This is a genomic window from Mesorhizobium sp. CA15 (assembly GCF_020165215.1).
Classification (GTDB): Bacteria; Pseudomonadota; Alphaproteobacteria; order Rhizobiales; family Rhizobiaceae; genus Mesorhizobium.
This window is the reverse complement of sequence record NZ_JAIUHQ010000002.1, coordinates 243,688-256,086: the sequence shown is the minus strand read 5'-3', so window position 1 is coordinate 256,086 and position 12,399 is coordinate 243,688. Positions and strand designations below refer to the sequence as shown.

Here is a 12,399-nt window from a genome sequence, read left to right as displayed (position 1 = left end):
AATGGCGGCCGTCGCACAGCACCGGGCGCCAGGGCGCCGGCGACGTTCGCCGCTGCCCTACACCTGGCAGAGAGGTTACCTCCTGGCCAGCCCGGCGCTTCTCGTGATGCTGGCCATCCTGATCTATCCGCTCGGATACTCCTTCGTCATGAGCTTCTTCCGCTGGGATCTGAGCGGCTCGGCGCCATTCATCGGAACGGGAAACTACACCGACGAGCTCTTTGGCCGCCAGTTCAACCAGGCGCTGCGAAACCAGACCATTTTCAGCGTCGTTTCCATCACGATCGAAGTGGTGGCTGGCATGGCGATCGCCGTGCTGGTCAACGGCAAATTGCGCGGCATGCGGCTTGCGCGCACGTTGCTTTTGGTTCCCCCGATGATTGCGCCCGCCGTCGTCGGCCTGAACTTCCGATGGCTGTTCAACACCCAATACGGCTTGGTCGACGCGCTGCTGCGCATGTTCAACCTGCCTGACATTCCGTGGCTCAACCACCCGACCTGGGCACTCGTCTCGGTGATCGTCGCCGACGTCTGGCAGAACACGCCACTGATGGTGCTTCTGTTCCTTGCCGGCCTGCAATCCCTGCCGCAGGAGCCGCTCGAGGCAGCCACGGTGGATGGCGCGACGCCGTGGCAGCGCTTCTGGCACATCGTTCTGCCGCTGATGCGCCCGGTCATCATGATCGCGCTGATGCTGCGCATCATCGACACCTTCCGCACCTTCGACGTCGTCTGGCTGATGACGCAGGGCGGCCCGGGCGGCGCCACCAATCTGCTCACGGTCTATTCCTACCTGCTGGCGTTTCAGGCGGTGGATTTCGGACACGCGGCGGCGGTCTCCTACATCGCGCTGGGCATGTCGCTGTTCGTGCTCGCCCTGCTCTACGGAGTGCCGTGGCTGATTGCGAAACGGAGGGCGATATGAGCGAAGCTGTCATCGTCAGCGCACGTTCCATGCCAAAGCGCCGGCGCCGCCGGTTCACGGCGGGAATCGCCGGTCAGTATTTGGCGCTAGTCGTCACAGTCGCGCTCACCGTCTTTCCGCTGGTGTGGCTGTTCCTGACCTCGATCCGAAGCTCGGCCGATATCTTCTCGGTTCCGGTGCACATCATCCCCGAGACAGCGACGCTGACGCAGTATGTCGCGGTCTTCGCCCAGTACGACACGATGGGCTATGTCTGGAACACCGTCATCGTCTCGGTGGCGACGGTCATCCTTGTCCATCTGCTGGCCATCCCCTGCGCCTATGCGCTGTCGCGCTTCAGGATGCCGGGCGCCATGCTGATCTTCGGGCTGCTTTTGATCATGCGCATGATCCCGGTCATCGCGCTTGCTATCCCGCTCTTCGCCGTGTTCGCCGCCATGGGCCTGCTCGACACTGTCTGGGCGCTGATCCTCAGCCATACGGCCGCCAAGCTGCCGGTTGCCATTTGGCTGCTTCTGGGCTTCATCCAGGATGTGCCGAAAGAGATCGAGGAGGCTGCCCAGTCGGATGGCGCCGGCACCGTGCGCACGCTGGTCCAGATCGTCGCGCCGCTGATTGCGCCGGGCATCGGCGCCAGCGCTGTCATCACCTTCCTCTTCACCTGGAACGACCTGCTGCTCGCGCTAACGCTGACCTCGAGCAAGGCCGCGCAGACGCTGCCGGTCGGCCTCACCAATTTCGTCTCGCAGTTCGGCATCGACTGGGGCGCCATGTCGGCTGCCGGCGTGCTCATGGTCATCCCGACTTTGGTGTTCGTCTGGTTTGCCCAGGGGCTGCTGGTCAAGGGGCTCACGACAGGCGCCGTTCGCGGCTGAGTAGCGGACATGGGCCACAACGCTCTCGACGGCTTCGCTGGGCGTTGAACGCAACTGAGTGCGATCGATGAGGTTAGAACTCACCGCACATTGGAGGAAACGAAATGGAAGCTGACCAGATACCGGTGATATCGGACATTCCCCGGCCGTCACGAGAACTGGTCGACGCGCTGGCGGCGATCGGTTCGGCGACACTGGCCAGCGAGCTTTACCACAAGATGGGCATTCGCGACCCGCAGATCCGTGGGCCGCGTCCGCTGAGGCTCGGCAGCACAGCGGCGGGGCCGGCCCTGACCCTCCAGTGCATGCCGAAGCGCGAGGATCTGTACAACGAGACGGAATACGAGGAGCCGGAGCGGCAACTGCACCGGCACGTGCTTTATCCCACTCAGCCCGGCGACATGGTGGTGGTCGATGCCCGTGGCGACATGGGCAGCGGCATCTTCGGCGAGATGATGCTGACCTATTTCGCCGGGCGTGGCGGCGCCGGCGTCGTTATCGACGGCTGTATTCGCGATTCCGCCCAGGCGGCGGCGCTCGACATCGGCATCTGGGTGAGGGGCGTCACACCGAATTTCCATGCCCAGACCAACATCGTTCCCTTCGCCGTCAACGTTCCGATCGCCTGCTCGAACGTGCTGGTCATCCCGGGCGATATCATCGTCGCCGACGACGATGGCGTGGTCGTCGTGCCGGTCGGCCTTGCCCCCAAACTGGTCGAACTCGCCGGCGCGCATATCGAGTGGGAAGAGTTTTCGCGCTTGCGGCTCGCGCAAGGAGGAGACCTGCGGAAATACTACCCGTTGAGCCCCGAGGGCGAGGCTGAATACCGCGCATGGCGGCAGGCTCAACGAAAATGAGCCGTGCCGGTACGGGAGAAGAATAGGTGTCTGCAATCGAGATAGAACAGCTCGGCAAGAGCTTCGGGGCGGTGGAAGTTCTGCGCGACGTCAACATCGAGATCGCCAGCGGCGAGTTCGTGGTCCTGGTCGGTCCGTCGGGCTGCGGCAAGTCAACGTTGCTGCGCATCATTGCGGGGCTCGAAGAGCATACGACTGGCGAGATCCGCATCGGCGGACGCGTCGTCGACGAGATGCCGGCCAAGTCGCGCGACATAGCCATGGTGTTCCAAAGCTATGCCCTCTATCCGCATATGAGCGTGGCCGACAATATGAGCTTCGCGCTGCGGCTGGCCAAGGTTCCCCGGGAAGAGATCGTTTCCAGAGTGAAGGCAGCGGCCGAGATCCTCGGTCTGCAGGACCTGCTCGGGCGCATGCCGCGTCAACTGTCCGGCGGCCAGCGCCAGCGTGTCGCCATGGGCCGCGCCATCGTCCGCGACCCTGCGGCCTTCTTGTTCGACGAGCCGCTCAGCAATCTCGATGCCAAGCTGCGCGTGAAGATGCGTGCCGAGATCAAGAAGCTGCACCAACGGCTGGGACGAACCAGCATCTACGTCACCCATGACCAGACAGAAGCAATGACGCTCGCCGACCGCATCGTGGTGCTGAACAAAGGCCGCATCGAACAGATCGGCACCCCTTCCGAACTCTACGACAACCCGGCCAATCTGTTCGTCGCAGGCTTTATCGGCTCGCCGGAAATGAATCTCATCAACGGCCGCATCCAGAGTGGCGCATTCATCGCGGAGCAGGGCCTACGCCTGCCCTTGCCTCACGTGGCAGGGGTGGGGGACAAGCAAGGTGTGGTTTACGGGATTCGTCCTCAGCACATCGCTGTCGGAGGCAACCACGCACAGGCGAGAGTCCAGGTTGTCGAGCCGACCGGTGAAGCGCAGGAAATCACCTTGACCGCCGATGGCGTCGACCTGATGGCGGAGATCCGGGACCGGCCGCCCTTCAAGCCGGATCAGGAGGTGAACCTGGAGATCATGATGCATAAGGTACATCTGTTCGACGCCGAGAGCGGCAGGAGGATAAACTAAAGGAGCCTGTCCTTCCGGACTGTCCCCCTTCGAGTGAGCTATGCCGCTGGTGTCTTCCCGGTGATCATATCCGCCGCCTTCTCGGCCATCATGATCACCGCTGCGTTGGTGTTCGATGATACGATGCGTGGCATCGCCGAGCTGTCGCAGACGCGTAAGCCTTGCAGCCCGCGCAGGCGCAGTTCCGGATCAACGACGCTGTCGGCATCGCCGCCCATGCGGCAGGTGCCGACCGGATGGTAGGCGCTGCGGCTATGCTGGCGGGCAAAGGCTTCGAGCGCCACGCGGCCCTTCGTCGCCGCTCCAGGCAAATGCTCGCGGCTGATGTATTTGGCGAAGGCCGGCTGAGAGAGGATCTCGCGACTGATCTCGATGCCGTCGATGGCGCGTTCGACGTCGTAGCGTTCGGCGAAGGGACTGGGGTCGATGACCGGCGCATCGCGCAGATCTGCCGAGCGCAAAGTGACGCTGCCGCGCGAACGCGGCCGCACATGGTAGGAATTCAACGTGCAGCCATTGCCGCCGGGGACCGAGCCGATACCTTCCTCGACACCGGCCCCGGGCAGGAAATGAAATTGGATATCTGGCGTCTTTTCCGAGCGGTCGCCCCACCAGAAACCGCCGGCTTCGACGATGTTGGAGGCAACCGGTCCTTTGCCGAAGAGCGCATATTCGAGGCCGGCGACGGCCTGCCAACGCTTCTTCTTGTAGCGGTCGATGCCGTGCGGCCCGTTGAGTTCCGCGACGACGTCCACGTCCATGTGATCGTGTAGATTCTGGCCGACCCCAGCGAGATCATGCACAGCTTTGATGCCATGCTTTTCGAGATGCGCGGCAGGGCCGATGCCGGACAGCATCAGGAGTTTCGGCGAGCCGATGGCACCGGCGGTGACGATCACCTCGCGCTCGGCGTGCAGCAACTCGGCGCGACCATTGGCGATGATCGCGACGCCGACGGCCCGACCCTTCTCGACGACGACGCGGCTGACCGTGGCGCCGGTGCGCAGCGTCAGGTTCCCGCGGCCGAGCGCCGGTTTCAGATAGGCGACCGCGGTGCTCGAGCGCCTGCCATTGCGCGTCGTCGTCTGATAGAAGCCGGCGCCTTCCTGCTCGCCGGCATTGAAGTCGGCGCGGAAGGGCAGGCCAGCCTGCTGCGCCGCCTTGACGAAGATCCTGGTCAGCGGGTGCGGCGTGCCGCTGGAAACGCCGAGCGGTCCGTCGATGCCGTGCTGGGAACCGGCAAAAGTGTCGTTGCCCTCGGAACGAACGAAATAGGGCAGCACATCGGCGTAGCTCCATCCTGTGCAGCCGAAGTCTGCCGCCCAATCGTCATAGTCCTGCGGGCAGCCGCGCGTGAACACCTGGGCGTTGATCGAGGAGCCGCCGCCGAGCACGCGCGCCTGCGGGTAGACCATGACGCGGCCGTCGATCTCCTTGCCGGGTGCGGCGTCATAACCCCAGATCAGCGGCCCGGACGTCATCTTGAAGAAGCCTACCGGCATGTGGATGTATCGGTCGGTGTCGGGCGGCCCGGCCTCGAGCAGGACGACGGACAGGCCTGGATCCTCGCTCAGCCTCGCGGCAAGCACGCAGCCGGCCGAGCCGCCGCCAACGATGATATAGTCCGCCATTCTCGCTCCCTTGCCGAGGCAAATCCGGCCTCGCGCTTTTACGCGCGACGATCTCAAGTCGCTTGTGCCACGTCAAGAGAAAGGGTATGGTTGCCGTGTTGAAGGGTTGTCGTACAAGTAGAGGGACCTGACGGCCCGTCTCCGGAGGACCCGGCCGCGCTCCCTGCGCACGAGCCGGGCGGAAACAATTCAATCGGGAGGTTCGAAATGAAGGACAGCAATGGTCTTGTTTTTTCCGGCAGGGTGAGCCGCCGGACGCTGATGCTGGGCGCTGCCGCCGGGGCGGCGACGCTGGCCATGCCGAATGTGTTGCGCGCGGCCGACAAGCCGACGCTGGTGACGTCGATCCGCTCGTTGTCCAATCCCTATCACGCGGTGTGGAAGACCGGCGCCGAGGCTTATGCCAAATGGGCCGGGCTGGAGCACGTCACGCTGGTCTCGGAAGGCAACAGCGAGAAGGGCATCGCCGATATCAAAGCGATGCTGGCCAAGACCAACGGCAACATGGTGCTCAACTCCGATCCCAACGACACGCCCGACGCGCGCCCGATCGTCGAAGCATGCGCCAAGGCCGGCGCCTATGTCGTGACGCAGTGGAACAAGCCTGCCGACCTGCACCCCAAGGACTTCAACCCGAACTATGTCTCGCATATCGAGTTCGACGGCATCGCCAGCGGCAAGACCATCGCCGAGATTCTGTTCAAGGCCATCGGCGGCAAGGGCGGCATCGTCGCGCTCGGCGGCCTGATCTCGACTACAGCAGCGATTGAACGCAAGAAGGGCCTCGATGCTGCGCTCGCCGCGAACCCCGACATCAAGCTGCTCGACTTCCAGGTCGCAAACTGGAAATCCACCGAGGCCTTCGACCTGATGGGCAATCTGCTGACCCGTTTCGGTGACGACATCAAGGGCATCTGGGCCGCCAATGACGACATGGGCTCCGGTGCGCTCGAAGCGCTGCGCGCCGAAAACCTCGCCGGCAAGGTGCCGATCGTCGGTGTCGACGGCATCAAGACGGCGGTCGACGCGGTGCGCACCGGCGAGTTCGCCTGCACGATCACCTCGGATCCGTTCTGGCAGGGCGGCATGGGGCTGGCTATCGGCTACAACGCCAAGATAGGCAAGTTCGACCCGGCCAGGGAGCCGCCGGAACACCGCGAATTCTACGGCAAGGCGGTGCTGATCTCGCACGACAATGTTGAGGAATATTACAAGACCAATGTCGAGTCGAAGCCCGAGATTGACTGGAACGATCTCTGGGGGCCGGGTGACCGGAGCGATCCGGGCCTGACCCGTTTGGGGCGGGCCGGCTTCTCCCTGGCAGCGGCCCGCCCCTTTTTGCCGGCGTCTTGCGCCCGCGGCCACGACGCCTGTCACCAGCAGACGGGAAGCGGTTTGTTGACAATCGATACAGAACCCCTGAAGTCCGTTTTGGACATCGAGCGGACAACGCTTATGACATTCCTCCCCGGCCGCATCGCCACTATGCTCGGCGGCAGGCGCTGGCGCAGGCTCGCGCCGTTGGCGGTGCTGGTCGTGCTGTGCGTGCTGATCACCATTGCGAATCCCAATTTCATCGAGCTGCGCAACTTGGTGCGGCTCGCCAACTCCGCCGCAGTTCCGCTGACGCTGGCGATGGGGCTGACCTTCATTATCGTGATGGGCAGCATCGACCTTTCGGTCGAGGGTACCCTGTCGGTGGCGGCGATGGTGGTGGTGCTGCTCGCCGCCAATGACAGCAACGGCAACGATTATGGTTGGTGGGCAGTTCTGGCGGCGATCACCGCCGGCACGGTCATGGGCCTCATCAGCGGTCTCGTCCAGACGATGCTGCGCATCCCGTCCTTCATGGCGACGCTCGGCATGTGGTTCATCGGACTTGGCCTGTCGGTCTATATGCTGGGCGGCTCGGCCATACGACTGAACGACGCCTCGATCCGCAATCTCGCCTTGCACCGTTTCCTCGGCCTGCCGCTGGCGGTCTGGGTCGCGCTCGGCGCGTTCGCGCTTGCAGCGGTCATCCAGTATCACACCAGGCTCGGCCGCCACATATTGGCGATCGGCGGCGACGAGGACGTGACCAGGCTCTCCGGCGTCAACGTCACGCGCGTGCGCATAGCGGCGTTCGCGCTGGCCGGCTTCTTCTTCGGCATTGCCGGTGTGCTTGCCGCGGCTCAGCTCGGCCAGTCGCACGCCGTCATCGGCGACGGCAGGCTGTTCGCGGCGGTCACGGCCGTCGTCGTCGGCGGCACGGCGCTGACCGGGGGCGAGGGTGGCGTCGTCAATACGCTGATCGGTGTGCTGATCGTCACCGTTTTGGCCAATGGCATGATCCTGCTCGGCATCTCGCCTTACATCCAGCAGACGGTGCAGGGCCTGATGATCATCGCGGCGGTGGCGCTGTCGCTCGACCGCGTTCGGCTGAAGATCGTGAAGTGAGCGCCATGCTGCAGGCAACCGGCATCATCAAGAATTTCCCCGGCGTCCAGGCGTTGCGCGACGTCTCCATAGAGGTGCGGCCGAACGAGGTGGTCGGACTGATCGGCGAGAACGGCGCCGGCAAGTCGACGCTGATGCGCCTGCTGGCCGGCGGCTATCGGCCGGATGGCGGTACGATCACCCTCGACGGCGAACAGCTCAAGCTGCGCAACGCCCGCGACGCGGCCAGGAACGGCATCGGCATGGTGTTCCAGGAACAATCGCTGGTGCTCAACCTGACCGTCGCCGAAAACATCTATCTCGGCGAAGAAGATCGCTTCACCCGCTTCGGTCTTGTCAACTGGCGCGCCATGAATGCTGCGGCGCGCCGGCAACTGGCCAAGATCGGCGTCGACATCGACGTCACCGCGCGCACCTCCGAACTGACCTTCGCCGCGCGCCAGATGGTCGAGCTCGCCAAGGCGCTGACGCTGGAGGAGATGGTCGAGCGTCCGCTGCTCATCTTGCTCGACGAGCCGACGTCGGTGCTCAACGCCGCCGATATCGAGGTTCTGTTCGCGCGGGTGCGCTCGCTCAAATCCCGCGCCAGCTTCGTCTTCGTGTCGCATCGCCTCGACGAAGTGCTGGCGATTTCCGACCGCGTCTACACGATGAAGGACGGCGCGGTCGTTGCCGAACACCGCGCCGCGGAAGTCACCGCGCCGGAGCTGCACGAGATCATGGTCGGGCGCGGGCTGCAGGCCGAATATTATCGCGAGGCCCGTCAGCAGCCGCCGGGCGATAAGATCATGGTCGAGGCCAGGGGCCTGGGCGCCAGCGGCTTCTATCATGGTGTCGACCTTTCGATCCGCGCCGGAGAGATCGTCGGCATCGCCGGCGTCGTCGGCTCCGGACGCGAGGAGGTTACCCGTACGGTCGGCGGCTTCCTGCCACATGATGCGGGCGAGATGAAGATCGCCGGCGAGACGGTTCGCTTCAGCTCGCCAGAGCCGGCAGTGCGCAAGGGCATCGGCTATGTGCCGCGCGAGCGCAGGCTGGAAGGCCTGGTGATGTTTCTGTCGATCGCCGAGAACATTTCGCTGGCGGATCTCTCGAGCGTCATGCGCAACGGGGCCATCGATTACGGCAAGGAGCGGCGGCTTGCCGCTGACTGGATCAAGCGGCTCAGCATCAAGGCGCCAGGACCCGACGCCGCCTGCCGCAAGCTCAGCGGCGGCAACCAGCAGAAGGTGGTGCTGGCGCGCTGGATGACGGCGGGCTCGCGCATCCTGGTGCTCGACCACCCGACGCGCGGGCTTGATGTCGGCGCCAAGGAAGAGGTTTACGAGCTGGTGCGCGACCTCTCGGACCAAGGCGTGGCGATCCTTCTGATCTCCGACACGCTGGAGGAGACGATCGGCCTGTCGCACCAGGTTCTGGTGATGCGCGACGGCGAGATCACCGCGCGCTTCGATGCTAGCCCCGGCAACAAGCCGGATCAGGTCGAGTTGCTACGAGCGATGGTGTAAGCCGATGAATGAAGGTTTTTCCATCAAGCAGGTCTTCGAGGGCAAGTGGACGCAAGGCGCCATCCCGCTGGTGCTGCTTGTCGCCCTTTTGCTGATCATCGAGATCGCCGCGCCCGGCTTCCTGACCGGCGAGACGCTGGCGCTGCTCTTTGCCAACACCGCCGTGCTGTTTATGCTGGCGACCGGCGTCACCTTCGCCATCCTGCTCGGCGGCATCGACCTGTCGATCCAGGCGGTCGCCTCGCTGGCGAGTGTGATGCTGGCGCAATTGCTGCCCTCGCTCGGCTTCGCCGCGTTCCCGGTGGCGATCCTGTCTGGCCTCGCCTTCGGGCTGCTGAGCGGCATCGTCCACGTCAAGCTGCGCGTGCCGTCCTTCGTGGCGACATTGGCTACCGGCGGCGTGGTCACGGGCCTGGCGCTCTGGGTCTCCAACGGCCGCGCCATCACCATCGAGGAAGCCGGGCGTGAAAAGACGGCGTGGATCAACGCTACGATTTTCGGCCTGCCGATGGTGGTGCTGATTTCGGCCCTGATCGGCATCGTCAGCTTCCTCGCGCTGCGTTACACCCGCTTCGGCCGCCAGGCGATCGCGGTCGGGGCCGGCGAACCGGCGGCGTGGGCGGCCGGCATTAATGTCGACCGCACCAAGATCATCGCCTTTGCCGCATCGGGCATTCTGGCGGCCATCGCCGGCGTCGTGCTGGCGGCCAGGCTGTCCAGCGGCTCGCCGGTGCTCGCCAACCAGCTGCTGCTCCCCGCCATCGCCGCCGTCATCGTCGGCGGCACGGCCATCACCGGCGGACTGGGCGGCGTGGCGCGCACCGCGGTCGGCGCGCTGATCATCTCGATCGTGCGCATCGGCATGACCTTCGTCGGCGTCAACATCTTCCTGGAAAATATGGTGTTCGGCGCGGTGCTGATCGTCGCCGTTGCCATAACCATCGACCGCAGCAAGATCGCGGTCATCAAGTGACGAACCGATCCGCACCGCCTCCCAAGCAGACGCGGACGCAGTGGGACCGCATCGGCGGCGAGCCGGTGCGGTCCGCTGCAGAATTACTGCATCGTGTCGAGGCCGATCAGCTCGATCTTGTAGCCGTCGGGATCCTCGACGAAGGCGATGTGAGTGGTGCCGTGCTGCATCGGTCCGGGCTTGCGCGGGATCTTGGCACCGCGCTTCTCGAGCTCGGCGCAGACGGCGTAGATATCGTTGACGCCGAGCGCCAGATGGCCAAAGCCGGTGCCGATCTCATAGGGTTCCTCGCGGCCCCAGTTCAGCGTCAGCTCAACGACGGCTTCCTTGTCCTCGGGTCCATAGCCGACAAAGGCATTGGTGAACTTGCCGCCGGGATAATCGTCGCGGCGCAGCAAGGTCATGCCGAGCACCTCGGTGTAGAAGGCGATCGACTTGTCGAGGTCGAGCACCCTGATCATGGTGTGCATATAGCGAAAGCCGGGGGCGTCGCTCATTGGGAAAGTCCTCCGAATTCAGTGATTTGCCGGTCTGACCATCCACATCAAGCGGCTTCGGGAAGAAGCATGCTATCGCTTGATGTTCTCAATCAGGGTTGTATGATAACACGACAAGATTGGTGGTTGTCCAGTCGTTTTCCGGAAGGGTCCAGGTTCAGTTCATGAATGCCGTGCCGCCCAATTCCGCATCGCTGATCGCCGCCCTCACCGGCGTGCTGTCGGATGGCGGGCTACTGACAGAGGCAGAGGACCTTGTCCGCTACAGCCGCGACTGGTCGGGCGACCATGTCGGCCGCCCGCTGGCGGTGGCGCGGCCCAGCTCGGTGGAAGAAATGTCGGCGCTGATGCGGCACTGTCATGCCGAGCGCATCCCCGTCGTGCCGCAAGGCGGGCTGACCGGCCTTGTCGGCGCGGCGGTGGCGGCTGACGGCAATGAGGTCGTCGTCTCGCTGGAGCGCATGAACAGGATCCGCTCGATCAGTCCGATCGACTTCGCCATGGTGGTCGAGGCCGGCTGCATCCTCGAGGACGCCAAGCGCGCGGCGGAGGAGAGCGACTGCATCCTGCCGATCACCTTTGGAGCGCAAGGCAGCTGCCGCATCGGCGGCAATGTCGCCACCAATGCCGGCGGCTTCAACGTGCTGCGCTACGGCATGACGCGCGACCTGGTGCTTGGCCTCGAAGTCGTGCTGGCCGACGGCCGGATCTGGAACGGGCTTAAGGTGCTGCGCAAGGACAATCGCGGCTACGATTTGAAGCAGGTCTTCATCGGCTCGGAAGGCACGCTCGGCATCGTCACCGCGGCGGCGCTGAAACTCTTCCCCAAGCCGACGCAGATCGAAACGGCGCTTGTCGGCCTACGCTCCGTCGAGGATGCAATGGCGCTCTATGCGCGGGCGCGGCGCGGTTGTAGCGACTTGCTAACCGCCTTCGAGTTGATCCTGCGCGGCGGTATCGAGATCACCATGCGCGAGGGCAAGGATTTCCCCGATCCGCTCGGCAAGCCTTATCCCGCCTATGTGCTGATCGAGGTTTCGTCCGGTGGGCTGATCGACCTCAAGGATATGCTTTTGAGTTTTCTCGCCGGCGTCGAGGATCTTGTCGAGGACGGCATTGTGGCATCGACCCGGGCGCAGGCCGAGCGCCTGTGGCTTTACCGCGAGATCATGGTCGAGCGGCAGGGCCGCGGCGGCCGCTATCTGCGCACCGATGTCTCGGTGCCGATCTCCAAGCTTGCCGATTTTGTCGCCGACGCGCTCACCGAACTTGGACGGGCGAGGCCCGACGCGCTGCCCGTCACCTACGGCCATGTCGGCGACGGCAACATCCATCTCAACGTCGTGCCGCCGGAGGGCATGGGGGCCGAGGAGATCGAGCATCTGTTCGAGGAGGCGGAAGCGGAGATTTTCGCCGTCGTCGACCGCTATGGCGGCTCGATCAGCGCCGAGCACGGCATCGGCCGGGTCAAGCAGCGGGCCTTCCTCGACCGCATCGATCCGGTGACGCTCGATCTCGCCGCAGGCATCAAGGATGCTTTCGATCCGCACCATATATTGAGCAACGGCCGCATTCTGGCGTCCGCATCCGCGCTCGACTATAGGTGAGC

Annotated in this window: 10 protein-coding genes; 8 read left to right on the top strand and 2 right to left on the bottom strand. The window is 64.4% G+C overall.

What is annotated here, in order from left to right:
* The first annotated feature begins 1 nt into the window (after position 1).
* The 4 genes from LB515_RS04655 (at position 2) to LB515_RS04640 (ending at position 3,742) form a co-directional block, all read left to right on the top strand.
* The gene (locus tag LB515_RS04655; RefSeq protein WP_224523131.1) at positions 2 to 925 is read left to right on the top strand and encodes a carbohydrate ABC transporter permease; all 924 of its coding nucleotides are present in this window, start codon (positions 2 to 4) and stop codon (positions 923 to 925) included.
* On the top strand, positions 922 to 1,800 hold the full coding sequence (locus tag LB515_RS04650; RefSeq protein WP_140839207.1) for a carbohydrate ABC transporter permease: 879 nt from the start codon (positions 922 to 924) through the stop codon (positions 1,798 to 1,800). The genes LB515_RS04655 and LB515_RS04650 overlap by 4 nt, the downstream gene beginning before the upstream one ends.
* A gap of 104 nt (positions 1,801 to 1,904) precedes the next feature.
* Positions 1,905 to 2,660 carry a ribonuclease activity regulator RraA gene (locus LB515_RS04645; protein WP_224706893.1) on the top strand — a complete coding sequence of 252 codons (756 nt, stop codon included), beginning with the start codon at positions 1,905 to 1,907 and terminating at the stop codon, positions 2,658 to 2,660.
* Positions 2,661 to 2,686: 26 nt separating this feature from the next.
* Positions 2,687 to 3,742, top strand: a complete 1,056-nt coding sequence (locus LB515_RS04640) for an ABC transporter ATP-binding protein (RefSeq protein ID WP_224542979.1) — start codon at positions 2,687 to 2,689, stop codon at positions 3,740 to 3,742.
* A gap of 38 nt (positions 3,743 to 3,780) precedes the next feature.
* Here LB515_RS04640 and LB515_RS04635 read toward each other — a convergent pair whose 3' ends face one another.
* Complete coding sequence (locus LB515_RS04635) at positions 3,781 to 5,373, bottom strand: GMC family oxidoreductase (protein WP_224706892.1); 1,593 nt, start codon at positions 5,371 to 5,373, stop codon at positions 3,781 to 3,783.
* 207 nt (positions 5,374 to 5,580) lie between these two features.
* On the opposite strand from LB515_RS04635, the gene LB515_RS04630 reads away from it, so the two are divergent.
* Genes LB515_RS04630 through LB515_RS04620 form a run of 3 tightly spaced genes read left to right on the top strand, consistent with a single transcriptional unit; the run spans position 5,581 to position 10,293 of the window.
* Positions 5,581 to 7,812, top strand: coding sequence for a substrate-binding domain-containing protein (locus LB515_RS04630; protein ID WP_224706891.1), 2,232 nt, complete (start codon positions 5,581 to 5,583; stop codon positions 7,810 to 7,812).
* A gap of 5 nt (positions 7,813 to 7,817) precedes the next feature.
* Positions 7,818 to 9,320, top strand: coding sequence for a sugar ABC transporter ATP-binding protein (locus LB515_RS04625; RefSeq protein ID WP_095768592.1), 1,503 nt, complete (start codon positions 7,818 to 7,820; stop codon positions 9,318 to 9,320).
* A 4-nt stretch (positions 9,321 to 9,324) separates the two neighbouring features.
* A complete protein-coding gene (locus LB515_RS04620) occupies positions 9,325 to 10,293 on the top strand; it encodes an ABC transporter permease (RefSeq protein ID WP_224706890.1) in 969 nt (322 codons plus the stop codon).
* Between the two features lie 83 nt (positions 10,294 to 10,376).
* Here LB515_RS04620 and gloA read toward each other — a convergent pair whose 3' ends face one another.
* Positions 10,377 to 10,790 carry a lactoylglutathione lyase gene (gene gloA, locus LB515_RS04615; protein ID WP_041004220.1) on the bottom strand — a complete coding sequence of 138 codons (414 nt, stop codon included), beginning with the start codon at positions 10,788 to 10,790 and terminating at the stop codon, positions 10,377 to 10,379.
* A gap of 164 nt (positions 10,791 to 10,954) precedes the next feature.
* Here gloA and LB515_RS04610 point away from each other — a divergent pair, with 164 nt between their 5' ends.
* Positions 10,955 to 12,397, top strand: a complete 1,443-nt coding sequence (locus LB515_RS04610; RefSeq protein WP_224706889.1) for an FAD-binding oxidoreductase — start codon at positions 10,955 to 10,957, stop codon at positions 12,395 to 12,397.
* The last annotated feature ends 2 nt before the right edge of the window (positions 12,398 to 12,399 follow it).